This is a genomic window from Streptodolium elevatio, assembly GCF_040649515.1.
Lineage (GTDB): Bacteria > Actinomycetota > Actinomycetes > Streptomycetales > Streptomycetaceae > Yinghuangia > Yinghuangia elevatio.
Genome location: NZ_JBEZFP010000058.1, coordinates 25,582 through 51,607, shown reverse-complemented (window position 1 = coordinate 51,607; position 26,026 = coordinate 25,582). Strand labels below are relative to the sequence as shown.

Genomic DNA, 26,026 nt, shown 5'->3' with positions numbered 1-26,026 from the left:
GGGGCTGCGGCCTACCGGAGGCGTCGAGCCGGTTCCACCTCTGCAGGTTCACCGCGACCGCCATCTGCCGCTTGCCGTCGGCGCGGGTCATGGCAAGCGTTCCGCCGCCCCAGACCGTGCCGCCGTGACCCCAGAAAGTGCCCGGCCCCGGGCCCTCCATCGGATGCAGGCCGAGCCCGTAGTCGATCACCTTGCCCTCCTGGGAGATGACCGGGCCGGTACGTTGCATCTGCGCCAGCGACGAAGGGCTGACGATCTCTCCGGCCAGCAGCATGCCGTAGAAGCGGTTGATGTCCGCCACGGTGGATATCAGCGAGCCGGCCAGTCCCGCGTACGACATCTCGAAGACGCTGTAGTCGCGCGGCGGGTCGATCATGCCGAACCACGCCTCGTACAGCTGCGAGTGCGGCCCGTCGACGTACGGTCCGGTGGGGAGTTCGGTGTCCCGGAGTCCGGCGCGCTCGATGACGTTCCGGGTGATGTACTGCTCGGCCGGGGTGCCGGTCACGTGTTCCAGGAGCCGACCGAGGAGCAGGTAGTTGGTGTTGGAGTACACCCCCGGCGCGCCGCCCGGGGCGCAGACGGCAGGTGCGGTCACCCCCATCTCGATCAGTTCGTCGGGGTCGAACCGCGTGTGGCGGTGGTCGTCCAGGCTCTCGGGCCCGATCTCCGCGAGGACGGGGAACGCCTTCAGCGAGGGGTAGGCGTACGGGAGGAACTCGGCGAAGCCGCTGGTGTGGTTGATCAGCATCCGGACCGTGACCGCGTCACCGCGTTGTCCGGGGACCAGCTTCGGAAGGTACCGGCCGATCGGTGTGTCGAGACCGATTCGACCGCTCTCGACCTGCTGCAGGACCGCCGCCGCGGTGAAGGTCTTGGTGACGCTGCCGACCCGGTGCCGCATGTCGGCGGTGACGGGACGACCGGTGGCGACGTCGGCGACCCCGGCGGCGCCGCGCCAGACCCGGTCGCCGTCCCGGACCTCGGCGAACAGGCCCGGTATCCCGGCGCGGTGGACGTTCTCGAGGGCGGCGTCCAGCGCCGCGGAATCCAGTGCGTTCTTCATGTCATGCGTCCTTTCGATCTGCTCGGAGTGCGCTCCACGCCGGTCGCCCGACCCGGGTGACAGGCCGCGCGTGACACGTCGACCCCTTTGCCGCCGGGTCGCTCGGCACGCCCATGTCCTCATTATGCACGCACCGCGTGCAACGCAAAGTGCAATGCCAAGTGCATGGCCGGGCGCATGGGCTAGACTGAGACCGACGAGAGGGGCGAAATGGCAGGTCGAAGGCGTTGGTCGACCGAGGAGATCCTCGACGCGGCAGCGGAGTTGCTGCGCACGAGCGACACCGAGTCGTTCAGCGTGCGCAAGCTCGCCGCGACCCTCGGGACCGATTCCTCCAGCCTCTACCGGCACTTCCGCAGCAAGACCGAGCTAATGCGGGCGGTCGCCGACCGGATCCTCCTGGCCGCGATGGACGGCTACCGTCCCGAGGGCGACTGGAAGCAGCGCATCACGTCCCTTGCCCTGCGGGTGCGGGAGGCCTTCGGACGGCAGCCCCAGCTCGCCGCGATCTGGGGACGGTACGCGTCGGGCGGCGCCGGTTCCCGGCTGGTCGCCGAAGAGGTGTTGCAGGCCCTGCGCGCGTCGGGGCTGCCCGACGAGAAAGTCCCGGCGTACTACCACCGGCTCGCGGTCCTGGTCGCCGCGCTGGTCGCCTCCGAAGCCGGAGTCAGCGCCATCACCCCCGAAGAGTACGAACAGGGCATGGAGCTGTTCCGCGTCACGGTACTCGGCGCCGACCCCGAACACTTCCCCGCGCTGGCCCACTTCGGACGCGAAGTCCGCCCTCTCGGGGCGGACCGCCACGCCGCGTTCGAAGAGATCCTCGCCGCCCACCTCACCCACATCGAGGCAGCAATTCCCCCGGCTTAGCCGGCCCGCGCGCACGCCCCCTCCCGCGATCAGGGCAGCGGAACAAGCGTGGCGAGGCGGCCCCGTTACGTCAGTTCGGGGTACGGGCCCTGGCGCCAGTCGCCCGAGACGGCGCGGCGCACGATGCGCCAATCGCCGTCCACGAGCGCGACCTCGTCGTGGTAGCGCACCCCGACGACCAGGTTCTGCGGGTGGTCGGCGCCGGCCGGCTCGCCCTTGAAGTGATACGCGACGGCGTACGTTTCGACCCTCCCGGTCCGGGCTCCCGGGTCGATCTCGGCGAGCTGGTTACCCATGAAGTGCATGGTGACCGGGAAGAACTCGACGCCGGGTCGCAGGTGTTCCAGGTACGCGTCGATCGCGAGCGCGTCGCGGGAGCCGTCGACGAACGCGTCGTCGCCGAAGCACGAGCGGACCAGGGGCCAGTCGCGCCGGTCGATGCCCCGCGCGTACAGCTTCGGCAGGCGCAGCGCGCAGCGTTCGGCCCACAGCAGTTCGGCGAGGTCGCTCATCGTCGGGTGGCCTCCAGCCAGTCGAGGGTGCGGCGCAGGGCCTCGTCCAGCCGCAGCGGGGTGTGCCCGAAGCGCGCCCGGGTCACGGTGTCGGTGTAGTAGGGCGTGGGGAACGTGCGGTTGGCGAGGGCGACGAGGCTCGGACCGGACTGACGCTGCAGTTCCGGGTCGTCGGCGAGAAGATCGGCGGTGATGTCCCGTACCCGGTGTGCGGATCCCGCGAGTTCGCCTGCGCGATTGAGGAACTCGGCCATGCTGCACACGTCTTCCGGATGCGCGAAGGCCAGGTACTTCTGTCCCGCTTGGCCGCGGTCGAGGGCGGCGACAGTGACGGCCGCGACGTCGTCGGCGTACGACCACGGGATCGGGAAGTGCACCGTGGAGTCGATCTCGCCCTTGAGGGCCATGAGGATGCGCAAATTGTAGCTGGGGGCTTCCAGCGCGCGGCCCGGCACCGGCGACGGTCCGAACGTGCCGCCGGGGATGACCACGCATGCGTCGAGCCCTGCCGCCGCCCGGCGCATGACCTCGACGAACGCGGCACGCTTGGACACCGAGTAGGGATCTCCCGGCGGTGTGTCGAGCAGCGGCGAATCCTCGCTGAGCGGGCGGTCGGTGTAGTCGAAGTACGTGGTCGTCCCCAAGGCCACGGTACGCCGCGCGCCGATGGTCTCGGCGGCGTCCAGGACGTGCCCGAGCCCTCCGGTGTTGACGCGTGCGTGCTCGTCGGCATCCTGCGACGCGCCGCCGAGCACCGCCGCGGAGTGCACGACGAACTCGGCGCCGTCCGCGGCGGCCAGCACACTCGCGCCGTCGGTGATGTCGCCTTCCACCAGCGCGACGCCGAGTTCGCGCAACGGGACGCTCTCACTGCCCGGGCGGACCAGCGCCCGGACATCGTCGCCGCGTTCGCGCAGGCGACGGCAGATGTTGGCACCGATGAGGCCGGTGGCGCCGGTGACGAAGACGGTTGGCACTGGTGCTTCCCCTTCGGGCGGCTCGAATGACCGGGTGTCGCGGGCCGTCGTCCTTCACCATGATCTCTACCCGGGTTGATCCACAGGTTCAAGAGTCATACGTGGGTTCGCGCCCGCGAGGTGTTCGTCCGCGCGGGTCCGCGCGGCGCCGCGCAGGGCAACGCAGGCCGCGCGCAATATCGAGCGGCGTTGGTCCAGTTCGTTCGCAGCAGCGATCATCAGGCGTTTGGGGGTCGGTTCCCGGCTCCTGGTCTCACCGCGCGCGTGACGGACGCGCGGCCACCGCCCTCCGGGCCTCGTCGTCCTGTCGCCACGCGTGGTGCAGCGCCGTGTTGGCCGTTGCCACCACCCCGTACACGGCCGCGAGCAGCCAGTGACCCATCGCCGCGAGCCCGACAGCCGCGGTGCCGAAGAAGGCGACCTCGACAGCCACCCGGCCGGACAAGGGCAAGTATCGCGGCGCGCGCGGCGCCACGAAGTTGCCCCAGGCCACGGCCGCGAGGGCCGGGAACGCGATGCCCAGCGCCACGCTGCCGAGCCGTCCCGGCCCGACGTGCGCACCCCACCAGGCCAGAGCCGCCAGAGCACACAGTTCCAGCGCGAACCGCCCCAACGCGTTGAGACTCCGAATCGTCATGATCACCATCGTGGCAGCAGGCTCCCGGTGACCGACGGTCGCCTGCCGGAAGGCACGTCGACGAACGGGCCGTCCTGCCCCCCGGATCTCCGGTTGCCGGTTCCCCGAACCGACGCTTCCTTCGGCCGGCGGTCGCGCGGCGCCGGCAGGCTCGGCGCCGCGCGGTGCACCGCGTGGTTCGGGGGCGGGTCACGCCGTGACGCGCTCGGGCCGAACCGCGGGGGCCGGGACCGCGATCCGGTGGCGGCGGGACGGCATCATGTTGGTCGGATGCGTGAGGCTCCAGGTGGTGGCGGAGCAGATCATTTCCTTGACGCGGGCGGCGTTTCGTCCGGTCATCGCCTTGGGCTTGGCCCGGTCGTCGCGGGTGACGTGCTGGACGATCCCGTCACGGCGGCCGAGGCTGATGCACTGGAACTTGTAGCCGATCTCGGTCTCCGGGGCCTTGCGCCCGGTCAGGCGGGCGGCGAGTCCGTCGGCGGCGAGCCAGGCCATCGGGTTCGCCGCGGCGCAGGACATGCGCAGCGGCTTGCCGCCCGCGCCGATCGCGTACGCGGCGTCGCCCACCGCGTAGACGTCCGGGTGGGAGACCGAGCGCAGCGTCGCGTCGACGACGATCCGGCCGGTGTCGGAGACCTCCAAGGCGCTGGCGGCCGCGATCGGGTGTACGGCGAAACCGTTGGCCCACACGGTGACCCGGGCCGGGATCTCCCCGCCGGCGCCGGTCCGGACGCGGTCCGCCTCGACAGCGGTGACGTCGGTGTCCTCGTGGACCGTGATGCCGAACCGGGCGAACGCACCGCGCAGGTGGTGCCGGGCCTTCTCGCCGAGCCAGTCTCCGAGGCCGCCTCGGGTGGCGATGCCGACGCGCAGGTTCGGGTACGCCTCGGCGATCTCGGCGGCCGCCTCGATACCGGTCAGGCCGCCGCCCACGATCAGCACGCTCGCCCCCGGAGCCCGTTCGGCCGGATCGGCCGGCTCAGCTCGTTCGGCGGGCTCGGCCGGATCGGCCGACGCGGCCAGTTCCGCCAGCCTCGCCCGCAGACGCAGTGCGCCCTGCCTGCCGGCGACGTTGTGGGCGTACTCGGCCACACCGGGGACCTCGCTCGCGGCGGCGGTGCTGCCGAGGGCGTACACGAGGGTGTCGTAGCCGAGGGCCTCGGTGCCGTTCTCGTCGGTGAGTTCGACGGTCTTGTGGTCCGCGTCGACGGAGCCGACCCGCGCGATGCGGACCCGCACGCCGGTGCCCGCGTAGATGTCCCGCAGCGGGCGCAGGGGGAGGTCCTGGCCGCCGGCGAGCTGATGCATGCGGATGCGTTCGACGAAGTCGGGCTCGGCGTTGACCAGAGTGATCTCCACCTCGTCGTGGTGCACGCGCTTGGCGAGACGGCCGGCGGTGATGGCTCCCGCGTACCCCGCTCCGAGGACGAGGACGCGGTGCTTGCTGTTGGTGCGGCTGGTGCGGTTCATTTGGGCGCTCCTGTCCGGCTCCGGTTGCTTGCGCTCCCTGAACCGGACAGCGGCGCGATCCCTGACAGGAATCGAATGTGACCTGGGTCACCACTCCACGGCGAGCGGCGCATGCGGCCCGGTGGCCGCCCACTGGCGGGTGATGTGCCGCAGCTTGTCGGGGTTCACCTGGACGTGGATGGCCGAGATGCCGTCCGGCGTCACATCGAGGGAGAAGACGCCGAAGACCTGGTCGCGGACCTCGATCAGGACGGACGGGGCGCCGTTGACGACGGTGGCGTAGAAGACGGGGGCGACGCCGACGAAGGCCCGCTTGTGGTCGTTCGGCCGGAACAGTCCGCGCACGTAGCGGGCGATGGCGACCGCGCCGTGGACCGGAGTCCTGCGGGCCGCGATCCGGCCGCCGCCGTCCGGCACGGTGACCGCGTCGTCGGCGAGCAGCCTGATCAACGGCTCGGTGTCGCCGCTGAGGGCCGCGGCGAGGAACTGCTCGACGATCCGCGCCGCGGCGGCCGTGTCGATCTCGGTACGGGCCCGCCCGGCGCCGACGTGCAGCCGGGCGCGCCGGTAGATCTGCTGGCAATTCGCCTCGGTGAGGTCGAGCATCTCGGCGATCTCCCGATGCGTGTACCCGAACGCCTCGCGCAGCACGTACACCACACGCTCGTTGGGCGACAGGCGCTCCATGAGGGTCAGGATCGCGATGGAGACGGATTCGCGCTGCTCGAAGGTGTCGGCCGGACCCAGCATCGGGTCGCCGGCAAGGACCGGCTCGGGGAGCCACTGGCCGACGTACGTCTCACGCCGGGCGCGCGCCGAGGTGAGCTGGTTGAGGCACAGGTTGGTGAGCACCTTCGTCAGCCATGCCACAGGGGTCTCGATCTGCGACCGGTCCGCGGCGTGCCAGCGCAGGAAGGTGTCCTGCACCGCGTCCTCGGCATCGCCCGCCGACCCGAGGAGCCGGTAGGCGATGGCCTCCAACCGGCCCCGGGAGCTCTCGAACAGATCGACCTCGTATGAACTGAGCGACATGTGGCAATGTTCGGCCATAGGCCCGGGCCGCTCGCGACCGGGCCGGGTGAACAGGCCGACCACACGCTCAAGCGTCGTCGGCAGGCCTGTCGGTGGAGGAGCTGACAAGCCAGTCGTAGAAGTCGGCCGCGCCGGGGAACGGCGTGGACGCTCGGTGCGGTACGAGCCAGACCGCGGCCATCTCCAACTCGCCGTATGTGCCGAACTCCTCGCCCTGGGCCAGGACGAGCGCGCGGTCTGCGACCCGCCACGCGGCGAAACTCCACCCGTCCGGCCCGGTGTCGTGCGTGAACCGCACCTCGGGCGCGCCCAGCGTCGCGGCGAGCATCGCTTCGGCGTCGGCCCACGCCGCGGCGAAGGCGGACGCGCCGGCTTCCCCCGCGGGGGTTGCCGCCCAGTCGGGCCAGGGGAACTGGGCACCGAGCAAGTCCTCGCTGTACTCGTCGTCGGCGTCAGGGTGGTGGTAGGCGAACTCCAGCAGGAACCCGGGATGCTCGGCAGCCGCCAGGTCGGGGTCCAACGACTTCAGAGGGTGTCCGGTGTCGGTCAGCCGCGCTCCCGGGACGAGCCCGGTGCGCCGGCCGCACTCGTCCAGGAACCGCGAGACGGTGTCCGTGTCCCAGTCGGCACGGGCCAAATCGACGAGTCGGCCGACGAGCGCGACCGACAACGGCTTGCGACGCACGGCAATGGCCTGGGATTCGTCCAGAGAAGTCATGGCCGGACGTTAGCGCCCCCGACTGTCGCCGGAACCGCAAGAACGGCGCACGTTCCGGATCGCCGTGGGCCGTACGCCGGGCGCCGCCCGCACGTACGCCGACCGGGTTGTACGGTTGCGCGCCCGGTGCGCGGGTACCCGCCGACGATGACCGACTCCGCCATTGCCGTCCTCGACATCGACGGGACGCTCATCGACTCCAACTATCAGCATGCGCTCGCCTGGTACCGGGCGCTGCGCTCGGTGGGCGAGACCTACCCGGTGTGGCGGCTGCACCGGCTCATCGGGATGGGCGGGGACCAGCTGCTCACGGCTCTCGGCGGCGAGGAGTTGGAGCGGCGGGTGGGTGACCGGGCCCGGGAGCGGCAGGGCAAGGAGGTCGACGCGCTGCTGGAGGAGATGGCGCCGTTGCCCGGCGCCCGCGAACTCCTGCTGGCCGTCAAGGAGCGCGGCCACCGGCTGGTGCTGGCCAGCTCCGGTCAGCAGCGCCACGTGGACGCCTTCCTGGACAAGCTGGATGCGCGCGGCATCGTCGACGACTGGACCACGAGCGCCGACGTCGAGGCGTCCAAGCCGGCGCCGGACCTGCTGAAGGTGGCGCTGAAGAAGCTGGGCGAGCCGGCCGACGCGTCGAGCGTGGTGGTCGGCGACTCGGTGTGGGACGTCGAGGCGGCGAAACGGGCCGGGATGCCGGCGATTGTCGTGCGTTCCGGCGGCTTCGGGGACGACGAGCTCACGAGGGCCGGCGCGGTCGCCCTCTACGACACGCCGGGCGACCTCGCGCAGGCGCTGGACGAGACGCCGCTCGCCTGACGGCACCGCCGCCCGGCCCGCATACCCGACCCAGATGCCCGGTCTTCCGCGCCGCTGATGGCACGTGGCCGCCAGCCTGGGCGACGGATCACGCGAGGGGCGGCAAGAGCGAGCTTCGGCCGTTCTTCCAGGCGGTCATGACGTGCTCGGCGAAGCGTTCCTCGACCAGTTCCGTCGCCTGGACGCCGAAGACGATGTCAGGTTCGAGCGCAGGCTCTTCGGCGAGCATTGTCGCGACGACCTCCCGGCGCATGAGTTGTTCGTGTACGGCGTCGGCCTCGACGTGCTCGGTGTAGAAGAGCGCGCATGCCGGGTCCGCCACGCCGAGCCGGTCCAGTGCCCGGGCCAGCCGTGCCGCGCTCGGCGGGGTGCTGATCTCCGCGGCTGCGAAGTGGCCGACCATCATGCCGCGACGGCCGCGGTGCCAGCCGAACGTCGACATCAGGTTGACCACGGCGAGCATCGCCGCGGGAACCCTGTCGAGGTAGTGGCCGTAACCGTCGTCCAGGCCAAGCCCCCGCATGAGATCCGCGAACAGAGTGGCGTGCATACGCTCGGCGCGGCCTCCCCCGAATTCGTCGAATTCGACGGTGACCACGGCCGCTTTGGCGCGTCCGGTCAGCCGGGGGATCAGCAGGGCGTGCGGGTCGGCTTCCTTGAGGTGGTAGACGGAGCGGTGGATCACGTACTCGCGGAACTGGTCGAGGTCGCCGTCGCGGAGGAGGTGGTGGGAGATCCCCGACCCCTCGTCCGGCTCCGTCAACAGCGGTGCGAGGACTGCCTCCGCGTCCTCGTCCGCGCCGGTTCCGGCGCGGAGGACGTCGAGGAAGGCCTCCTCGAGAGCGGCGCGTACGCGGATCAGGCCGGGATCCCATTCCCAGGCCGGGTCGACGTCGGCGAAGCCGCGGTAATGCAGTTCGTAGCAGGCGTATAGGGCGAGTTGGGCGTCGTCCGACCATGGGTCGAACGAAGCGGGAGGCGGGGCGAGGGCGCTGCCCGCGGGCCGCCGCAGCGTGTCCAGCAGAGTCTGCGAGACGGCGCCGCGGGGGCGCGGCAAACGGGGATCGGTCACGACGCCTCCGGCAACGGGTCCGCACAGGTCGATTGGGGGAGGCCGGCCAGTTCGCAGACGGCGGCGATTCCGCCGGAAGCAGCCGCCGCGCGCTGCCGTTCCGCTCCCGTGCCGCGCTCCAGTATGTGCGACACGAGGCGGTGGACCTCGTCGCGGTCGCCGAACTCGTCGAGTGCGTCGCGGACATGTGCCAGCAGTGCGTGGACCATGACAGCGGCCGGCATCTGCCGCTCGCGAGCCGGGTCGACGGCGGGCCCCCGCAGTCCGTGGCGCGCGGCGGACCACATGGCCGCGGCGATGACCGCGTCGTCCACCGGGGCGGCCTGCCGGCCCGCGTCCAGGTCCATGCGGGCTCGCACCACCAGCGCACGCACCAAGGCGGCGTGCAGCACCGCCTCGTCCGCGGTGGGCACGGCGTCGGCGGCGCGTACCTCGACGGTGGGAGCGTGCTCGGACGGGCGTGCGGACCAGAACGTCATCTGCGGGTCCACGGTGGTCCCGAACGCGGCCTGCCGGCCCATCGCCCGGTCGTAGGCGGCTGCGTCCGCGCACCAGGGCGGTGCGCCGAACCCGGGGAAGCGGCTCTGGACGACAGTTCGCCAGCTTGCGAACCCGGTGTCCCGGCCGCGGCAGAAGGCGGAATTGCCGGTCAGCACCTGCAACGTCGCCAGCCATGGCCGCAAGTGATTGACCACCGCGACCGCCGTCTCGCGGTCGGCCACGCCGACGTGGACGTGGAGTCCGCACGCGGCGTAGTCGTCGACGACACCGCGGTAGAGGCGCTCGATCGCCAGGTAGCGTTCGCCGGGCGTGAGGGGCAGCGGCCCGTCGGCCATGACGGGCGCGAACCCGACGGACATCACGGCGACGCCCTGCGTATGCGCGGACGCCGCCAACGCCGCACGGGCCTGCGTCACCTGACCGCGGACGTCGCCCAGCGTGCGGCACACGCCGGTGGCCGCCTCGACCTGGCAGGCGAGCAACTCGGGCTTCAACTCCGCGGCCGCCGCGCCGGCCGGAACCCCGCCGAGGACCGCCGCCGCAGCCGGCACCGGCATCCCGGTGCCGGGGTCGACGGTGAGGAATTCCTCCTCGACCCCGAGCGTGGCGCCCCACGGCACCACGGCGGACCCGCTCACGGCCGCCCCTCCCGGACTCGACCGACGCCGCAGGACAACCCCCGGTACGGGGATCGGCGGCGGGACCGGCTCAGAGACCTGCTTCGGGACCGAGGCAAACGGCCCGGCGGCCGACGGCCACCGCGGAACGGCACAACACGCACACGATGCATGAGCGGCAGCTACCCGCGATCTTGCCGAACACGCGCAACCCGGCGGTCCGCGCCCCGGGCCCGTAGAGCCGCCGCCCTCCCGGCGTGGCGCGGGCGAGGCGCGGGGCAGAGCAGGCGAGGCGCAGCAGGCGGCGCGGAACCCGCGCGCGAGGGAATCGGTCCCGTTTGCGTTGATCGCCGTCGGGCAGCCGCCGATCATGAATCTGCTGCGCATGCCGGGGACGTACCGGCCCCAGGCCGACACGTGGCTCCTGCTGGACGCATACCGCGACCAGCACGACCTCCACCAGGCCACCGACGTCCTGGACGTGGGGACCGGGACCGGCGCGGTCGCCCTGGCGGTCGCGGAGGCCACAAATCGCCGTTGCAGGGTCACCGCGCTCGACATAGCCCGTTCCGCGGTCTGGGCGGCTCGTGCCAACAGCCTCCGGTTCCGCAGGCGCCTCCGGGTCCGCCGCAGCGACCTGTTCACCGCCGTGGCCGGGCAGCAATTCGACGTGGTGCTCGCCAACCCGCCGTACGTCCCCTCCCCCCACGCCCAGGTCCCCCGGCACGGCCGAGCACGGTCCTGGGACGCGGGCACCGACGGAAGGGCCGTGCTGGACCGTCTCTGCGCGGACCTCCCGCACATCCTGCGCCCGGGCGCCACCGCGCTGGTGGTGCACTCGGCGCTGTGCGGAGTGGACACGACCGTGCGGATGTTCACCGCGGCAGGGCTGCGGGCCCGGGTCGTGGCGCGCAGCATGGAGCCGTTCGGACCGGTACTCACCGAACGCGCCCTCTACCTGGAAGCAGTCGGGCTCATCGAACCGGGCTGCCGCGAAGAGGAACTGGTGGTCATCCGTGCCGACAAATGACGCCGACTCCCCCGCCGGGACACCTTCGGGTCCCGTGCCCCCTTCGGGTTCCGTGCCCGCGCTCTCCGCGCCCCCGGGTCCCGGCGCCGCGGCCGCCCGGCGGGTAGAGGTGGTCCCCGGCGGGCCCCTGCTGGTGGAGGGCCCGATAGAGGTCCCCCTTGCGGACGGTGGCGTGGCCCGGTCGGACCGTGTGGTCGTCGCCGTCTGCGCCTGTCGCCGCAGCCGTCGCTGGCCCTGGTGCGACACCAGCCACCGCACACGCCGAACACCGCCAAATGCCTAGTCCGAGCGCGACGTAGCGGTCCGCAGGAGGCACAGGAGTCGGCAGTCGGGAGGCAGGCTCAGGCGGGGTGGCCCGGGTGCAGGTTCCGGACGTCCGAGAACATCAGCGGCGAGCGGTCGCGTGACGCGATTCCGTCGTCCGTGTCAGGGGCGGGATCGGCGTCGGCGTCGGTCGGGGCGAGAACGAACCCGGTGTGGTCGCCCAGGTTGTCCAATCTTTCCACGACGGTCCCGGCGAAGCGCACCCGGCAGTCCGTCAGCAGCGGCACATCCGCCGGGCCGGGTTCCCAGCGGCAGCGGTCGAACTTGTCGATGTGGTCACCGGTCTGTTCCCCGAACAGCGCCGCAAGATCGCGCTGCCCGGCCTCCAGGGAGTGGACGGCCAGCACGGGCGAGGCGACCGCGATCCGGTGCGTGTGGTTGACGACCGACAGGCAGACCAGGAACCGGGCCGGGTCGAGGCTGCACTGCGACGCGAAACCCACCAGGCACCCGGACCGCTCACCGGTGCCGGGATGCACCGCGGTCACCACCAGCATGGGGTAGTCCAGCACATCCGCGAATTGCTCAAAGGGCACCGGTCATCCTCCGCACTGCTCGTTCTCCGCACTGCTCGTTCTCCGCACTGCGTTTACACACTGCGTTTACGCGATCCTGCAACCGCCACCGGGTACCCGCGCCGACCCGCGCCGATGCGCGGTGCGGGCGCGGCGGCGCCGTCCGGTGGAGCGGCCCGCCTTCCGACGCCGGCCCGGCGTCCGGCCTCCCGCGGGTGCTCAGCGCCGTGCGCGCGCCGTCCGGTACACCACCGCCGCGACGATCACGGCTGTGACCACGGCGGCTTGCACGCGACGGTCGCGTGCGGCGCCCGCGGCCTGGCGGGCTTTGTCGGCGACCGGCGGCGGGGTGTTTTCCTTGACCGTGTCGGCGACCGTCGAGGCGGTGTCGGTCACTTGGTGACCGAGGCGCGTAGCCGCGTCGAGAACCGGGTCGGGTGTCTTGTCCCGGATGGCGTGCATCGCATGGTCGGCGGTGTCCTTGACGGCGGCCGCGGCGTCGGAGGACTTCTCGCGCACCTGCCGCTTGGCGGCCGCGGTTGTGTCCTTGGCTCGCGCCTTGACGTCTGCCTTGGCGGCAAGTGCCTCCACTGTGGCGCCGAGTTGTTCGCGGGTGCCCTCGATGCGCTCGCGCAGTTCCTCGGGGGAGGGTGCGTCCTGGTGGCGCGGGTCCTGGGAGCTGGGGTCCTGGGTCATCGGTGTGCGTGCTCCTTGATCTGGGCCACATCGGTCTTTACGCCCTCGATGGCCTGTTCGGGTACGGGCGGCACGGCGCGGGCGATGCTGCGCTTGCCCGCAAGCGCGAGCACAGCGGTGACGCCGAGCAGGACGACCGTGGTGACGAGCGCCGCGGCCCACACCGGCAACGCGGTCGCCAGCGCGGCGATCACGGTCACGACAAGCGCCTGAGCCGTGATGAAGCCAAGGGTCCCGGCGCCGCCGAGCAGGCCGCCGCCGATGCCGAACCGCTTGCCCTTCTCGGTCATCTCGGCCTGGGCCAGCCGCATTTCGTCGCGCACCAACTGCGACAGCTGCGCCGACGCATCGCTGACCAACTGGCCCACGGAAGCGTCGGCGGGCGACGTCTCGGCCGGGCTGCGGGGCTCCGCGTCAGGCGCGGAACCGGGTGGGGTGGGGCGGTTCATGGAGGGCACTCCCGTCGAGTGGTCGGGTCGGAGACGGCGGACGGCGCGGACGGGGGCCGGGTCTCACCCGGGGGGATCCTGGGCGTGCCGGCGTTCTTCGGCGGACCAGGTACGGGTGTCGCGCGGCTCGACGTACGGTTCGTCGCCGGGCGGGTGACCTCCTGCGATGGCCCGCTGCCGGGACAACTCGGCGTCGAACTCCAGGCCGAGGAGGATCGCCAGGTTGGTCACCCACAACCACACCAGGAAGACGATTACCCCGGCGAACGTGCCGTACGTCTTGTTGTAGGTGGCGAAGTTCGCGACGTACAACGCGAAGCCACCGGACGCCAGCAGCCAGATGACCAGGGCGAGGAAGCTTCCCGGGGTCACCCAGCGGAATCCGCGGCCCTTCGCGTTCGGTGCCGCCCAGTACAGGATCGCGATCATCACGACCACGAGCACCACGAGGACGGGCCACTTGGCGATGTCCCACACCGTGACGGCCGTCCCGCCCACACCAAGGGCCTCACCGGCCTGGCGCGCGATGCCGCCGGTGAACACGACCATCAACGCGCTGACACAGGCCAGCACCATCAACACGACGGTGACCGCGATGCGCAACGGGGTCAGCTTCCACACCGGACGCCCCTCGGCGACGTCGTAGACGACATTGGAAGCCCGGATGAAAGCCGCCACGTACCCGGACGCGGACCACACCGCCATCACCAGGCCGACGACCGCCAGCACCGAGCCGACCCCGGCACCCGCCTGCAGTTCGCGCACGGCATTGGTGATCACGTCGCGCGCCGCGCCGGGGGCGAGCTGATCAACGTTGTCCAGGATCTCCCGGGTCGCCGACTCCCCCGCGATGCCCAGCAACGACACCAGCACCAGCAGTGCGGGGAACAGCGACAACACTCCGTAGTACGTCAACGCGGCGGCGCGGTCCGACAGTTCGTCTTCCTTGAACTCGGCCACGGTGCGCTTGAGCACGCGCCACCACGACCGCTTCGGAAGTTCCGAAGGCTCGTCCGGGGCCTCGCGCTCTACTTCCGGGTCCGGGCCGGGGCGCGGCTCCTCGCCTCTCCTTGGTACGTCTGGCATGACCCGCCGCTATCCGAAATCCCGCCGCCCATGCCCGGCAATCCCGCCAAAAGCCTCTCCGTCGATACCGGCCTGCGCCCGGTCGCGCCACGCGGGGGCCTGCCCGGTCGTGGCGGCGCGCCACAGCCGACATCCGCCGGTCACCGAGAGGTCGGGCGTACCGGGCGCTCAGTCGAGACCGGGGACGCCGAGCTCGGCGGCGTGGGCGTTGGTCTCCGCGCGCAGCGCGGCCGGCAAGGGGATGCCGGACTCTTCCCGTACGCGGCGGCGCTCGTGCTCCAACTGGCCTGGTACCAGGATGCGGTCGACACCCTCGGCGGTCTCGCCGGAGCGGAGGTCGCGGACGAGAGTGTCCACCCGGGCGGTGAACTCGGGCAGCGGCATGAAGCGCGCCGGGTCGACGGCGATGAAGACGAACCCCTTGGCGACCCGGTCTCGGCCGTGCGCGGGGGACGCCGTGTGCTCGGTCCGCCCGAAGCTGCTTCCGGCCAGCACCCCGCCGAGCAACTCGACCAGCAATGCCAGGCCGTAGCCCTTGTGTCCGCCGAACCACTGGAGGTGGTGGACCGACGCGGCCTCGGGGTCGGTGGTGGGGACGCCCCGCACGTCGTTGGCCCATCCGTCGGGAATCCGCGTGTCACCCCGCTTCTTCGCCAGCAGCAGCTTGTTGCCCGCGACCGCGGTGGTCGCCACGTCGTACACGACCGGCGGTTCCTCCCCGGCGGGCACGGCGTACGAGAGCGGGTTGGTCGAGAACATCTGGGTGATCCCGCCGTACGGCGGGACTATGGTCGGACCGTTCTGGAAGCAGAGGCAGATCCGGCCAGCGCGGGCGACGCGTTCCGTGTACGCGGCCAGGGCGCCCAGGTGGGTGCTCTCGCGGACGGCGACGACGGCGACACCGTGTTCCGCAGAGCGCTCGATCAGCAGGCGCGCGGCCTCGAGTCCGGCGATCTGCCCGAATCCCAGACCGCCGTCCAGGAGCAGCGTCGACCCTTGGTCGTCGAGGATCCGGGGGCGCGCGGTGGGGTTGATGTGTCCGGCGCGGAGGCGCGAGACGTACAGGCCCATCAGGTGCGTGCCGTGCGAGTCCACGCCACGCAGGTCGGCCTCGACGAGCAGTTCGGCCACGGTTGCGGCGTCGGCGGTGCCGGTGCCGAGTGCCTCGAGGATTCCGGCGAGCACCTTGCGCAGGTGGCCGGCGTCCACCGGTATCGGGCCGTCCGCTTCGACCAGGGGATCCGGCATGCGGTGCTCCTTTGGCTCATGAGTGCTCAGGTGCGCAGGTCCTCAGGTGCTCAGGTGCTCGGGGACCGGCCCGCGACGGTCGGCGAGACGTCACATGTGTCTCCCCGCCTCGCGGTCCCAGGTGGCCGCACCGACCCCCCGGTCACGTAGTACGTGCTTTTGCAGCCGCAGCGACGTGGTGTTGCGCGGCAATTCGGCGACGACGTCGACGTACCGCGGCACCATGTAGCCCGGCATGCGGCCGGTCAGGAACTCGACCAGCGCCGCCGGGTCCACGGCGCCCTCGTCATCGGGTACGACGGCGACCATCACCTCGTCGCCGCCCAGGGCGGCCGGGACGGCGAACGCGGCGCATTCGGCGACCGACGGGTGCTCCAGGACGAAGTTCTCCACCTCGAACGACGAGATGTTCTCGCCGCGGCGCCGGATGGCGTCCTTCATGCGGTCCACGAAGTAGAAGCGGCCCTCCTCGTCCTGCCGGAAGGCGTCCCCGGTGTGGAACCACCCGTTGCGCCACGCCGCGGCCGTGGCCTCGGGGTTGTTGTGGTACCCGGCGTTGAGGGTCCACGGCGCCGCCGTGCGCACCACCAGTTCCCCTGTCTCGCCGCAGGGCAGCGGCAGATCGTTCGCGTCGACGACGCGCGCCTCGGCTCCCAGCGGTCCGGGGCGGACCTTCCCACTGGTCTGCCAAGGGCCGTGGTCCCAGCCGGTGGCGATCACCGCGGGCACCTCGCTCATCCCGTAGCAGGTGGCCACCCGTACTCCGAAGCGCTTCTCGAAGGCCTCCATCTCCGGGATCATCGGCCCGAGGATCAGGCTCTGCAGCGGGTTCTCGGCGTCGTCCGGGGACGGTGGCCGCGCGGCCAGGATCGCCGTCATCGGCCCGGCGATCCCGGCGGCGACAGAGCCGGTGGCCCGGACGTCCGCCCAGAAGTCGGTGCCGCTGAAGCGGTCCCGGGTGACGAAGCGGGCGCCGCGCGCGGTGGCGTACTGCAATGCGCCGAGCCCCGAGACGTGGAAGAGCGGCACGGGGGCGAACAACCCTTCACCGCACACCACGGTGTCCTCGGGCACCCAGCCCCAGTGCCCCGCCATCGCGGCCCATGGCGTCAGGACTCCCTTGGACGGTCCGGTGGTCCCCGACGTGTAGATGACGGACGCGAGTTCGTACGGTTCCGGGCCGTGGAAGCCGGGGATTCCGTCGACGTCCGCGAACAGGGAGGCGGCGGTGCGCACGTACGCCGCGGACCCCTCGGGAGCCGGTGCCTCCCCGTCGGTCACCACCACCAGGCGCATCTTGGGCAGTTCCGGGAGGAGGGCCAGAACCCGGTCGGCGAGGTCCCCGGACACGACGAGGGCGACGCTGTCGGAGTCGCCGAGGATGTGCGCGAGCATGCGCCCGAAGTAGGCGGTGTTGACGGGTACGCACACATGGCCGCCGATCCCGCAGGCGAGCCACACGCGTGCCGCGTCGAGCGGGTCGGAGAGCAGGTACGCGATGTGCTCCCCGGGTGTGACCCCGGCCCGGTGCAGTGCGGCCGCCCACGACAGTACGTCCGCCTCGGCGTCGCGATAGGTGATCCGGCGGCCGTCGCGGTGTTCGAGGAAGACCGACTCCGGCGTGTCCCGCGCCCAACGGCGCAGCGCGTTGGGGGCCAGCTCGATGCGGTCGACGAGCCCGACCGGATCAGCCTTCCGCTCCGCGGTCGATGGGTCCTGGTCGGGACGGAGCACGGGCACCTCCAAGCTGATGGCGGCGGTGGTCGCCGTCCGCACGTCGACGACTCAGCCGATCGGGACGTACACGTTCTTCGAGCGCAGGAACTCGGCGATGCCCTCCCGGCCGCCTTCCTTGCCGTAGCCGCTGTCGCGGAATCCTCCGAACGGGGCGGCGGCGGGCAGTGCGGCGAAGCCGTTCACCGACACGTACCCGGCGTCGAGAGAGGCGGCCACGCGATGGGCCCGTTGCAGGTCACGGGTGTGGACATACCCCGCGAGGCCGTAGGGGGTGTCGTTGGCGAGGGCGACGGCCTCCGCCTCGTCGCGGAATGCGGTGACCGTCAGGACGGGACCGAAGACCTCGGTCCGCGCGATGGCCGACCGCGGGTCGACGCCGTCGAACACCGTCGGCTCCACGAAGTGCCCGTCGCGCAGGCCCTTATCGCCTACGCGCCCGCCCCCGAGGATTCGGCGGCCGGCCTCCTCCTCGTCGGCCTCCCGGATGAGGCGGAGGATGCGTTCGGCGTGCGGGCGGCTGACCACCGGGCCGATCTGGGTGCGGGGGTCGAGCGGATCGCCCAGCGGCATCGCGCCGATCGCGCGTACGGCCCGCTCCAGGACCTCGTCGTGGACATCCTCGTGGACCAGGAGCCGCGTCGGCATGACGCAGCCCTGCCCGCTGTTGCGCATGCAGACCCCGCCCGCGAAGAGGCCCGCCGCGTCGAGGTCGGCATCCGGGAAGACCAAGTTCCCCGACTTGCCGCCGAGTTCCAGCACGACCGGGGTGATGTTGCGGGCGGCGCCGACCAGGATCGCGCGGGCCGCGTCGATGCCGCCGGTGAAGCTCAGCTTGTCCACCCCGGGATGCGCGACCAGGGCCTCCCCGGCCGCGACTGCGCCCGGGACGATGTTGACGACGCCTTCGGGGAACCCTGCTTCCAGCGCGAGCCTGCCGAAGATCAGCGAGCTGAACGGGGCGAGTTCCATCGGCTTGACCACGACGGTGTTGCCGGCCGCGAGGGCGGCACCGGCCTTGCGGGCGACCGACGAAATGCCGCCGTTCCACGTGGAGATCACTCCGATGACGCCGTACGGCTCCGGCAGCGTGTAGTCGAACGCCTTCTCGGGGAAGATCGGCACGACCCGCCCCTCCAACTTGTCGGCCAGCCCCGCGTAGTACTCCAGGTAGTCGGCGGCCCGGCCGGGCATGGCCCGTGATCCGGTGATCGGCGAGCCGCACTCCAGGGTCAACACCTGTGCGATGGACTCCGTCTGACGGCGGATCAGCCCGGCCAGGCGCAGCAGCACGTTGCGCCGTTCGTCCGGCCGCCATCCGCGCCACACCGCGGACGCAGCGCGCGCGGCCTCCACCGCACGGTCGACCTCGTCGGCACCGGCGAGAGGCACGCGTGCCTGGACGCGCCCGGTGGCGGCGTTGACGTGCTCGAACTCTCCGTCCGAGCCGTGCTCGTGCTCCTCCGCCCCGATTAGGACGGTCATGCGCGGCAGGAACTCGGCTGCCGCGGCCCGGTGTCGCTCCTCGTCCACCGGGACGAGGACGTCCGCAGCCGTCGTGGTCATCGTGGTGCTCCTTGGTCTCCGTCCGGCCGCCGGGGAACCTCCGGTGACACTCAGAGCCGCTCGACCTTCTGGTTCACCGTCACCGACACACGTCCTCCCGACCGTTGCCCCGCGTCCGCCAGCCTCGCACCAGCCTGCATATTGTATATTCCACATCCTCCCCACGGCACTACCCACAAACCGCAAACCCCGGCGCCGATGACCGCTCACTTGAAGCGCGCCTACGCGAAACCCGAGGCAGGCGCCACAGCGGCAAACCGGACATTCACCGCCGCACGGCAGCGCTCAGCAGACATTCGCGGTCGCCCGGGCTGATCAGCCCGTCCGGGCGCCTGATCGAACAGGGCCGGAATGTCGGCAGTACACCCGGGAATCTGCGACCAGGCGACGTCGGCGCAGCCCAGCAGTGCGGGGTGGTCGTGGAAGGCTTGCCCCGCCTTCGGATACTTGCGACGGAACCGAGCGACAGCGGCTTCTTTGGCCGCCGCGTCCAGCACGCACATCTGTCCGCCCCTCTCCCGTGACATCGCCCCCAGTGGGCGTCGCCGGAAGCGAACTCTTCTCAGTGCGCGACATCGAACGCAAGCACATTCGTCCCATCCGGGCCGACCCTCGTTGCACCGGTCGGCGGCGGCCGCGGAACTCGGCTTCTACGGTGGCCTCTTCGCGGGCTTCGCCGCCCTCACGGCTGCGGCATCAGCCGAGTTCGGGTTGCCGGGTCCAGCGTGGACCACCTCCACTGAGCCGGGTTGCCGCATCGCGGCTAGGCGCCAGGCTCTGACTTCCCCCAAGCCCTGACGCCCCGTCGGAAACCGCCGGGCATTTCGCGTACGCGATCCACTATTTTTCCGGGCAGAGCGCGCCCCGCCACCGAAACGAGGGTGGCGACACAAGGCTCCGAGCTCCCCGCCGTCCCCTGGCGACGCCGCCCTGATGGTTGCGCAGACTGACGGACGTGGGTAATCTGCGCCCAGGTAGCGCGCGCTACCATCGCATCGGGTCGCTCGGGCCGATCACTGCCAGGTGGGGGCCACGGGGCACAACTCCGCGGCCCGTCCACTCCGACTCCCTGCCGCGGGCAGGTCCGAACTGCCATGAGAGGGCTGCGTGCTGATCCGCCTCGTCCGGGCCCACCTCGCGCCCTACCGCCGCTCCGTGGCGGTGATTGCCGTGCTCCAGTTGGCGCAGACCGCGGCGACGCTCTACCTGCCCAACCTCAACGCCGACATCATCGACTCCGGCATCGCCCACGGGGACCACGGCTACATCGTCCGCGTCGGCACGGTCATGGTCGCCGTGGCGCTTGTGCAGTTGGTCTGCTCCTACCTTGCCGTCCGGATCGGGGCGCGCGTCGCGATGGCACTCGGTCGCGACCTGCGGCGTTCGGTGTTCGCCCGGGTCCAGGCGTTCTCGGTACGCGAGATGGCACGGTTCGGGGCGCCGTCGCTGATCACCCGCACCACGAACGACGTCCAGCAGGTCCAGATGCTGGTGCTCCTCACCCTGACCCTGATGGTGTCGGCACCCATCATGTGTGTCGGCGGGATCGTCCTGGCCGTCGAGCAGGACGCGCCGCTGTCCATCGCGCTCGTCGTCCTCGCACCGGTGCTCGGCATCGCCATCGGGGCGATCCTGCGCGGCCTCGCTCCGCTTTCGAACGCCATGCAGCGCAGCATCGACTCCGTCAACCGCGTCATGCGCGAGCAGATCACCGGACTTCGTGTCATCCGCGCGTTCGTCAAGGAGAACCACGAGAGCCGCCGCTTCGCCGCCGCCAACACCGAACTCACCGACGTCTCGGTACGCGTCGGCCGGCTGATGGCCCTGATGTTCCCGGCCGTCATGACCATCGTGAACGTCGCGAGCGCGGCCGTCCTGTGGTTCGGCGCCAAGCGCGTCGACTCCGGCGACATGACCATCGGCGCGCTGACCGCCTTCATCAGCTACCTGCTGCAACTGCTCATGGCCGCGGTCATGGCGACGTACATGCTGCTGTGGATCCCCCGCGCCGAGGTGTGCGCGGGCCGCATCGTCGAAGTCCTCGACACCGAAAGCTCGGTGGCTCCCCCGGCCCGCCCCGTGCGCGGCCTCGCCCGGCGCGGCCACGTGGAGATGCGCGGCGTGGGCTTCCACTACCCGGGCGCGGAAACCGGTGTCCTGGACGGCATCACCCTGTCCGCCGGCCCGGGCCAGACCACCGCGGTCATCGGCGGCACCGGCAGCGGGAAGAGCACGCTGCTCAGCCTGATCCCCCGGCTGTCCGACGCCACCGCGGGTACGGTCTTCGTCGGCGGAGTCGACGTACGCGACCTCGACCCGGGACTGCTGAGCCGAACCGTCGGGTACGTCCCGCAGCGCCCGTACCTCTTCTCCGGCACCATCGCCTCGAACCTGCGCTACGGCGCCCCCGACGCCACCGACGAGGACCTGTGGCGGGCCCTGGAGACCGCCCAGGCCCGCGACTTCGTCGAAGCGCTGGGCGACGGCCTGGACGCACGCATCGACCAAGGCGGCACGAACGTCTCCGGCGGACAACGGCAACGCCTGGCAATCGCGCGGGCCTTGGTCGGCCGACCGGACGTGTACCTGTTCGACGACTCCTTCTCCGCCCTGGACTACGCGACAGACGCGCGGCTCCGCGCGGCGTTGGCCGCGGAGACCGCGGAAGCAGCCGTCATCGTCGTGGCTCAGCGGGTGGGGACGATCCGCGACGCGGACCGCATCGTCGTCCTCGACGCGGGCCGGATCGTCGGCGCCGGCACCCACCCCGAACTCCTGCGGGGCAACGACACGTACCGGGAGATCGTGCTGTCGCAGCTGACCGAGGCCGAGGCGGCATGAGGAACCCCGACGGAAAGACGCCGTCGCCGGGGCCCGAGGATCCCGCGGCGAACCGGGCCCGGGGCGGGGCGGCGTCACGGCCCCCGGACCGGTCGTCCGACTTCGGCGCGACGGCGCGGCGTACCACGGCCCTCGTCACGCGCAGGCGCGGTCTCTTCGCCGGGGTCCTGGCCACCGGCGCGCTCGGCGTCGGCCTCACCGTGGCCGGCCCGGTGCTCCTGGGCCGTGCGACCGACCTCGTGGTGTCCGGTTCCTTCGACGACGCGGGCAACGGCATCGACTTCGGCGCGGTGGCACGGATGGTGGCGTACGCCGCCGCCGTCTATCTCGCGGCCGGACTGTGCGGCGTTCTCCAGGCCCGCATGGCAACCGTGGCCGTGCAGGGCGCCGCCGAGCGGCTGCGCCGGGACGTCGAGGCGAAACTCGCCCGCATCCCCCTCGGCTACCTCGACCGCACGCACCGCGGCGAGATCATCAGCCGGGTCACGAACGACATCGACAACCTCGCCCAGTGCGTGCAGCAGGTGCTGAGTCAGCTCGTCGTCTCGGTGCTGACCATCGTCGGCGTCGTCGCGGTGATGTTCTGGGTCTCGTGGCTCCTGGCGCTGATCGCGCTGCTCACGGTTCCGCTGTCGGTTCTCGCCGTCGCGTGGATCGGCCGGCGGTCGCAACCGGAGTTCACCCGCCAGTGGCAGCACACCGGACGCCTGAACGCGCACGTCGAGGAGATGTACACCGGGCATTCGCTCGTCAAGGCGTTCGGCCGCGAGGAGCAGTCCCAGGCGGTGTTCGACGCGGAGAACGAGCGGCTCTACGAGGCGAGCCGCCGGGCCCAGGAGGTCTCCGGACTGGTCCAGCCGCTGATGATGTTCCTCGGCAATCTCAACTACGTGCTCGTCGCCGCGGTCGGCGGCCTGCGGGTGGCCTCGGGGGCGTTGACGGTCGGCGACGTCCAGGCGTTCATCCAGTATTCGCGCCAGTTCAGCCAGCCGCTCGGCATGCTCGCCGGGATGCTCGGCATGGTGCAGTCCGGAATCGCCTCGGCCGAGCGCGTGTTCGAGCTGCTCGACGCCCCTGATCAGGCACCCGACCCGGCCGAACCGGCAAGGGCGCCCGCGGGCCTCGGCCGTGTCGCGTTCGAGGACGTGTCGTTCCGCTACGTCCTCGACACCCCGCTCATCGAAGGGCTTTCGCTGGTCGCCGAACCGGGGCACACCGTCGCGATCGTCGGCCCGACGGGCGCGGGCAAGACGACCCTGGTCAACCTCCTCATGCGCTTCTACGAGGTCACCGGCGGACGGATCACCCTGGACGAGGTCGACATCGCGGCGATGTCCCGCGCGGATCTGCGCTCGCGTATCGGCATGGTCCTCCAGGACACCTGGTTGTTCGGCGGCACCATCGCCCAGAACATCGCGTACGGCGCCGCGCACGCGACGCGCGACCAGGTCGTGGAAGCGGCGAAGGCCGCGCACGCGGACCGGTTCATCCGCACGCTGCCCGACGGCTACGACACGGTGATCGACGACGAGGGCGGCTCCGGAATCAGCGCGGGCGAGAAGCAACTGCTCACGATCGCCCGGGCGTTCATGACCGATCCGACGATCCTCGTACTCGACGAGGCCACCAGTTCCGTCGACACCCGCACCGAGGTGCTGATCCAGCAGGCGATGACCCGTTTGCGCCAGGACCGGACGGCCTTCGTGATCGCCCACCGCCTGTCCACGATTCGGGACGCGGACACCATCGTCGTGATGGCGGGCGGAGCCATCGTCGAACAGGGCTCCCACGAACAACTGGTGGGCGCGGGCGGCGTCTACAGTCGGCTCTATGCCGCCCAGTTCGCCGACGCCGCGGCCGAGGTGGACCGGCGGGCCGTGAACTGACGGAGGAGACGCAGGCGGGGTAGGACAGCCGTGGCGGCGAGCCGCACACCGTGGCTCAGTGAAGACACAGGACAGCGACATGGAACGCATCGATGCCCGTCTGGCCGACGGGCGTTACCTTGCCTACTACTTCGACAGGGCCTGCCCGGCCCAGGGGTTGCCCGCCGACCGGCGCGAGTTGCCGGAGGTGCGTACCGCTTCCGAACTGCGGTACGACGCGCTGCGGGACGAATGGGTGGTGGTGGCTGCGCACCGGCAGGGACGCACCCACCTGCCCAGTGACGACCAGTGGCCGCTGTGCCCGTCCACGGCCGAACGCGCGACCGAGATACCGGCATTCGCGTACGACGTCGCTGTCTTCGAGAACCGCTTCCCGTCGCGCGCCGGACGCGATCTGTACGCCGAGGTACTCGAGGCCGAGAGGGCCTCCGGCGAGCGGATCGTCGCCGCAACCGAGCCCGGCTCCGCCTCGAACTCTTCTCGTCCCGGCGGGCCCCGGGAAGACTCAAGTACCTCGCGGGATCGGAGTCCGGCATGGACGTCTTCGTCAACGACATAGCCCCGGAGCGGGCCGCCGCGATGCTCGGCGAGGCGGTGTCCGGCACATGAGGCCGCCGGTGACCGACGTTGGTCGGCGCCACGCCGTGGCCCGTGCGGTCACATCGGCCGCCGAGCGGAACCGCCTTGCGGAACCCGCGGTCTTCACCGTCACGCCGGCCCGAGGAGCGCGCCGCCTGCCGCTCGGCGAACGGGAGTCCGGAGCCGCGGGTTCGACCGGTGCGGCGGTGTCGGCATGAGGGCACCCGGAGAAGACGAGGTACCCGTCGACGCGGCACCGGCCGCCGGGCCCGAGGAACCGGGTGGCTGCGACGCCTTCCCTTTGCCCGTGGCCGCGCCGACGGTGTGTCAGGAACGTTTCGGTACCGCCCCGGACGGCACTCCCGTGCACCGCTGGACGCTCGCCTCTCCGTCGGGCGTCGAAGCCGCGGTGCTGTCCTTCGGGGCGGTCCTCCAGTCGTGCCGCGTCCCCGACCGCGCGGGACGGCCCGGGAACGTCGTGCTCGGGCTGCCGAGCGTGCCCGACTACGCGGCGGACGACGCGTACCTCGGCGCGGTCGTCGGCCGCTACGCGAACCGCATCGCGCACGGCCGGTTCGAGCTCGACGGGGTTCGGTACGTGCTGCCGACCAACGATCGCGGGCACACGCTGCACGGGGGGCCGGACGGGTTCCACCGGCGGGTGTGGACGGGCGCGGGCTTCGCCGACGGACGGCGCGCCGGCGTACGGCTGCGGCTGCGAAGTCCGCACATGGACATGGGCTTTCCGGGCGCGCTCGACGTCGAGGCGACCTACACCCTCGACGCCGACGGGACGCTGGCGGTCGACTACCGCGCGACGACCGACCGCCCAACTGTCGTCAACCTCACGCAACATGCGTACTGGAACCTCGACGGGCGGTCGGCCGCAGGCGACGTGCTCGGACACCGGCTGCGTGTGGACGCCGACGCCTATCTGCCGATCGACGGGGGCGGAATCCCCTACGGCGAACCGGCGAGCGTGCGAGGCACACCGTTCGACTTCGCGCCCACCCTCGAGTCCACGCCCATGTCCCTCCCCACAGGGAACGGTCCGCCGACAGGCGTCGCCCTCGGCGGCCGGACACAGTCCGCTCACCCCCAGGTCACGGCGGTGAACGGCATCGACCACTGCTTCGTCCTCCGCGACGGAATCGGCCTGCGGCGCGCCGCGTACCTCGAAGGGCCGCGGTCCGGGCGGGAGCTCGAGGTCTGGACGACCGAACCGGGGCTCCAGGTCTACACGTCCAACGCGCTCGGCGCCCCTTTCGGGCGGCACGCGGCCGTGTGCCTGGAGACCCAGAATTTCCCCGACGCACCCAACCGGCCGACGCACCCGTCACCCGTCCTGCGACCCGGCCGGGTCCACCGCTCGACCACGCAGTACCGCTTCACCCACCTGCCCTCCCGGACATAGGTACGAGCACTCGCCTCGGCTCAGCCGGCGTTCGCCAGGGCGACCTGCCCGAGCCGCCGCGTACGTCGACGCCACTCCGCACGGCGTCGTACAGGGCGGCCGGCGCGGCCGACGTGTACGCGATGCGCCACCCGTCGTCGACGGTCGCGATGCCGCTCTCGCTGACGACGATCGGGACGTCTCCCACGACGTCATGCGTGTGCCGCAGCGCGATGCCGAGCGCGTCGCCGCTGAGCTGCACGCTGCGGTCGGCCGCGGCGTGTCCGAGCTGCCATCAGGCGCCGTCGGGCAACGGCGCTTCGCTGCCTGTCGGCAGGCGTTTCCCGGGCCGCGGGACTGCCTCGTGAGGTGTGTCGTACGACACGTGTCGGCT

26 protein-coding genes are annotated in these 26,026 nt (G+C 71.5%); 9 read left to right on the top strand and 17 right to left on the bottom strand.

Annotation, left to right across the window (positions count from 1 at the left end; translation table 11 throughout):
* Positions 1 to 1,066: serine hydrolase domain-containing protein (locus tag AB0C36_RS22350; protein WP_358356606.1), on the bottom strand; the 1,066-nt coding region annotated here is incomplete at its 3' end.
* Positions 1,067 to 1,276: 210 nt separating this feature from the next.
* Between AB0C36_RS22350 and AB0C36_RS22345 the strand changes: the two genes are divergently transcribed.
* Positions 1,277 to 1,936 carry a TetR/AcrR family transcriptional regulator gene (locus tag AB0C36_RS22345; RefSeq protein ID WP_358356604.1) on the top strand — a complete coding sequence of 220 codons (660 nt, stop codon included), beginning with the start codon at positions 1,277 to 1,279 and terminating at the stop codon, positions 1,934 to 1,936.
* A gap of 65 nt (positions 1,937 to 2,001) precedes the next feature.
* Here the strand turns inward: AB0C36_RS22345 and AB0C36_RS22340 are convergent, their stop codons facing one another.
* The 6 genes from AB0C36_RS22340 to AB0C36_RS22315 form a co-directional block, all read right to left on the bottom strand.
* The gene (locus AB0C36_RS22340) at positions 2,002 to 2,448 is read right to left on the bottom strand and encodes a nuclear transport factor 2 family protein (protein ID WP_358356602.1); all 447 of its coding nucleotides are present in this window, start codon (positions 2,446 to 2,448) and stop codon (positions 2,002 to 2,004) included.
* The gene (locus tag AB0C36_RS22335; RefSeq protein WP_358356600.1) at positions 2,445 to 3,425 is read right to left on the bottom strand and encodes an NAD-dependent epimerase/dehydratase family protein; all 981 of its coding nucleotides are present in this window, start codon (positions 3,423 to 3,425) and stop codon (positions 2,445 to 2,447) included. The genes AB0C36_RS22340 and AB0C36_RS22335 overlap by 4 nt, the downstream gene beginning before the upstream one ends.
* 253 nt (positions 3,426 to 3,678) lie before the next feature.
* Positions 3,679 to 4,062: a YrdB family protein gene (locus AB0C36_RS22330; protein ID WP_358356599.1), complete on the bottom strand. Its 384-nt coding sequence runs from the start codon at positions 4,060 to 4,062 to the stop codon at positions 3,679 to 3,681.
* A gap of 189 nt (positions 4,063 to 4,251) precedes the next feature.
* Entirely contained in the window at positions 4,252 to 5,532 is a 1,281-nt protein-coding gene (locus tag AB0C36_RS22325) for an NAD(P)/FAD-dependent oxidoreductase (RefSeq protein WP_358356597.1), read from the bottom strand.
* Between the two features lie 87 nt (positions 5,533 to 5,619).
* Positions 5,620 to 6,564, bottom strand: coding sequence for an RNA polymerase sigma factor SigJ (gene sigJ, locus AB0C36_RS22320; RefSeq protein ID WP_358356595.1), 945 nt, complete (start codon positions 6,562 to 6,564; stop codon positions 5,620 to 5,622).
* Positions 6,565 to 6,631: 67 nt separating this feature from the next.
* Positions 6,632 to 7,282, bottom strand: coding sequence for a hypothetical protein (locus AB0C36_RS22315; RefSeq protein ID WP_358356594.1), 651 nt, complete (start codon positions 7,280 to 7,282; stop codon positions 6,632 to 6,634).
* 147 nt (positions 7,283 to 7,429) lie between these two features.
* Here AB0C36_RS22315 and AB0C36_RS22310 point away from each other — a divergent pair, with 147 nt between their 5' ends.
* A complete protein-coding gene (locus tag AB0C36_RS22310) occupies positions 7,430 to 8,095 on the top strand; it encodes an HAD family hydrolase (protein WP_358356592.1) in 666 nt (221 codons plus the stop codon).
* 88 nt (positions 8,096 to 8,183) lie between these two features.
* Here AB0C36_RS22310 and AB0C36_RS22305 read toward each other — a convergent pair whose 3' ends face one another.
* Positions 8,184 to 9,167, bottom strand: a complete 984-nt coding sequence (locus AB0C36_RS22305) for an iron-containing redox enzyme family protein (RefSeq protein WP_358356591.1) — start codon at positions 9,165 to 9,167, stop codon at positions 8,184 to 8,186.
* A complete protein-coding gene (locus AB0C36_RS22300) occupies positions 9,164 to 10,306 on the bottom strand; it encodes a carboxylate-amine ligase (protein WP_358356589.1) in 1,143 nt (380 codons plus the stop codon). The genes AB0C36_RS22305 and AB0C36_RS22300 overlap by 4 nt, the downstream gene beginning before the upstream one ends.
* A 349-nt stretch (positions 10,307 to 10,655) precedes the next feature.
* Between AB0C36_RS22300 and AB0C36_RS22295 the strand changes: the two genes are divergently transcribed.
* Together AB0C36_RS22295 and AB0C36_RS22290 are read left to right on the top strand one after the other, a co-directional pair.
* Positions 10,656 to 11,315 carry a HemK2/MTQ2 family protein methyltransferase gene (locus tag AB0C36_RS22295; RefSeq protein WP_358356587.1) on the top strand — a complete coding sequence of 220 codons (660 nt, stop codon included), beginning with the start codon at positions 10,656 to 10,658 and terminating at the stop codon, positions 11,313 to 11,315.
* A complete protein-coding gene (locus AB0C36_RS22290; RefSeq protein WP_435839096.1) occupies positions 11,302 to 11,598 on the top strand; it encodes a CDGSH iron-sulfur domain-containing protein in 297 nt (98 codons plus the stop codon). Before AB0C36_RS22295 ends, AB0C36_RS22290 begins: the two co-directional genes overlap by 14 nt.
* Positions 11,599 to 11,656: 58 nt before the next feature.
* Here the strand turns inward: AB0C36_RS22290 and AB0C36_RS22285 are convergent, their stop codons facing one another.
* The 7 genes from AB0C36_RS22285 to AB0C36_RS22255 all read right to left on the bottom strand — a co-directional run bounded on the left by AB0C36_RS22285 (position 11,657) and on the right by AB0C36_RS22255 (position 18,933).
* Positions 11,657 to 12,175: a flavin reductase family protein gene (locus AB0C36_RS22285; protein ID WP_358356586.1), complete on the bottom strand. Its 519-nt coding sequence runs from the start codon at positions 12,173 to 12,175 to the stop codon at positions 11,657 to 11,659.
* A gap of 198 nt (positions 12,176 to 12,373) precedes the next feature.
* Positions 12,374 to 12,850, bottom strand: a complete 477-nt coding sequence (locus AB0C36_RS22280) for a DUF3618 domain-containing protein (protein ID WP_358356584.1) — start codon at positions 12,848 to 12,850, stop codon at positions 12,374 to 12,376.
* Entirely contained in the window at positions 12,847 to 13,299 is a 453-nt protein-coding gene (locus AB0C36_RS22275; protein ID WP_358356582.1) for a phage holin family protein, read from the bottom strand. The genes AB0C36_RS22280 and AB0C36_RS22275 overlap by 4 nt, the downstream gene beginning before the upstream one ends.
* A 63-nt stretch (positions 13,300 to 13,362) precedes the next feature.
* Positions 13,363 to 14,385 carry a YihY/virulence factor BrkB family protein gene (locus AB0C36_RS22270; protein ID WP_358356580.1) on the bottom strand — a complete coding sequence of 341 codons (1,023 nt, stop codon included), beginning with the start codon at positions 14,383 to 14,385 and terminating at the stop codon, positions 13,363 to 13,365.
* A 168-nt stretch (positions 14,386 to 14,553) separates the two neighbouring features.
* Positions 14,554 to 15,633: an Ldh family oxidoreductase gene (locus AB0C36_RS22265; RefSeq protein WP_358356578.1), complete on the bottom strand. Its 1,080-nt coding sequence runs from the start codon at positions 15,631 to 15,633 to the stop codon at positions 14,554 to 14,556.
* A gap of 90 nt (positions 15,634 to 15,723) precedes the next feature.
* Complete coding sequence (locus AB0C36_RS22260; RefSeq protein ID WP_358356576.1) at positions 15,724 to 17,409, bottom strand: AMP-binding protein; 1,686 nt, start codon at positions 17,407 to 17,409, stop codon at positions 15,724 to 15,726.
* Positions 17,410 to 17,418: 9 nt separating this feature from the next.
* Positions 17,419 to 18,933 carry an aldehyde dehydrogenase family protein gene (locus tag AB0C36_RS22255; protein WP_358356574.1) on the bottom strand — a complete coding sequence of 505 codons (1,515 nt, stop codon included), beginning with the start codon at positions 18,931 to 18,933 and terminating at the stop codon, positions 17,419 to 17,421.
* Positions 18,934 to 20,040: 1,107 nt separating this feature from the next.
* Between AB0C36_RS22255 and AB0C36_RS22250 the strand changes: the two genes are divergently transcribed.
* The 5 genes from AB0C36_RS22250 to AB0C36_RS22230 all read left to right on the top strand — a co-directional run bounded on the left by AB0C36_RS22250 (position 20,041) and on the right by AB0C36_RS22230 (position 25,653).
* Complete coding sequence (locus tag AB0C36_RS22250; RefSeq protein ID WP_358356573.1) at positions 20,041 to 21,774, top strand: ABC transporter ATP-binding protein; 1,734 nt, start codon at positions 20,041 to 20,043, stop codon at positions 21,772 to 21,774.
* Positions 21,771 to 23,660 (top strand): ABC transporter ATP-binding protein, encoded by a 1,890-nt coding sequence (locus AB0C36_RS22245; protein ID WP_358356571.1) that lies wholly within the window; start codon positions 21,771 to 21,773, stop codon positions 23,658 to 23,660. The genes AB0C36_RS22250 and AB0C36_RS22245 overlap by 4 nt, the downstream gene beginning before the upstream one ends.
* A 79-nt stretch (positions 23,661 to 23,739) precedes the next feature.
* A complete protein-coding gene (locus tag AB0C36_RS22240; protein ID WP_358356569.1) occupies positions 23,740 to 24,219 on the top strand; it encodes a hypothetical protein in 480 nt (159 codons plus the stop codon).
* 58 nt (positions 24,220 to 24,277) lie between these two features.
* Entirely contained in the window at positions 24,278 to 24,457 is a 180-nt protein-coding gene (locus tag AB0C36_RS22235) for a hypothetical protein (protein WP_358356567.1), read from the top strand.
* A gap of 89 nt (positions 24,458 to 24,546) precedes the next feature.
* Entirely contained in the window at positions 24,547 to 25,653 is a 1,107-nt protein-coding gene (locus AB0C36_RS22230; RefSeq protein WP_435839097.1) for an aldose epimerase family protein, read from the top strand.
* On the opposite strand, the gene AB0C36_RS22225 is transcribed toward AB0C36_RS22230, so the two are convergent.
* Complete coding sequence (locus AB0C36_RS22225; protein ID WP_358356563.1) at positions 25,628 to 25,894, bottom strand: hypothetical protein; 267 nt, start codon at positions 25,892 to 25,894, stop codon at positions 25,628 to 25,630. The two genes, AB0C36_RS22230 and AB0C36_RS22225, sit on opposite strands and share 26 nt — an antisense overlap.
* Between the last annotated feature and the right edge of the window lie 132 nt (positions 25,895 to 26,026).

Excerpts from the sequence above, each read along its gene's own strand:
- AB0C36_RS22340 (WP_358356602.1), bottom strand. The coding sequence starts at position 2,448 with ATGAGCGACCTCGCCGAACTGCTGTGGGCCGAACGCTGCGCGCTGCGC.
- AB0C36_RS22295 (WP_358356587.1), top strand. The coding sequence starts at position 10,656 with ATGAATCTGCTGCGCATGCCGGGGACGTACCGGCCCCAGGCCGACACG.
- AB0C36_RS22330 (WP_358356599.1), bottom strand. The coding sequence starts at position 4,062 with ATGACGATTCGGAGTCTCAACGCGTTGGGGCGGTTCGCGCTGGAACTG.
- AB0C36_RS22345 (WP_358356604.1), top strand. The coding sequence starts at position 1,277 with ATGGCAGGTCGAAGGCGTTGGTCGACCGAGGAGATCCTCGACGCGGCA.
- AB0C36_RS22275 (WP_358356582.1), bottom strand. The coding sequence starts at position 13,299 with ATGAACCGCCCCACCCCACCCGGTTCCGCGCCTGACGCGGAGCCCCGC.
- AB0C36_RS22310 (WP_358356592.1), top strand. The coding sequence starts at position 7,430 with ATGACCGACTCCGCCATTGCCGTCCTCGACATCGACGGGACGCTCATC.
- AB0C36_RS22315 (WP_358356594.1), bottom strand. The coding sequence starts at position 7,282 with ATGACTTCTCTGGACGAATCCCAGGCCATTGCCGTGCGTCGCAAGCCG.
- AB0C36_RS22265 (WP_358356578.1), bottom strand. The coding sequence starts at position 15,633 with ATGCCGGATCCCCTGGTCGAAGCGGACGGCCCGATACCGGTGGACGCC.
- AB0C36_RS22245 (WP_358356571.1), top strand. The coding sequence starts at position 21,771 with ATGAGGAACCCCGACGGAAAGACGCCGTCGCCGGGGCCCGAGGATCCC.
- AB0C36_RS22270 (WP_358356580.1), bottom strand. The coding sequence starts at position 14,385 with ATGCCAGACGTACCAAGGAGAGGCGAGGAGCCGCGCCCCGGCCCGGAC.
- AB0C36_RS22280 (WP_358356584.1), bottom strand. The coding sequence starts at position 12,850 with ATGACCCAGGACCCCAGCTCCCAGGACCCGCGCCACCAGGACGCACCC.
- sigJ (WP_358356595.1), bottom strand. The coding sequence starts at position 6,564 with ATGTCGCTCAGTTCATACGAGGTCGATCTGTTCGAGAGCTCCCGGGGC.
- AB0C36_RS22240 (WP_358356569.1), top strand. The coding sequence starts at position 23,740 with ATGGAACGCATCGATGCCCGTCTGGCCGACGGGCGTTACCTTGCCTAC.
- AB0C36_RS22325 (WP_358356597.1), bottom strand. The coding sequence starts at position 5,532 with ATGAACCGCACCAGCCGCACCAACAGCAAGCACCGCGTCCTCGTCCTC.
- AB0C36_RS22255 (WP_358356574.1), bottom strand. The coding sequence starts at position 18,933 with ATGACCACGACGGCTGCGGACGTCCTCGTCCCGGTGGACGAGGAGCGA.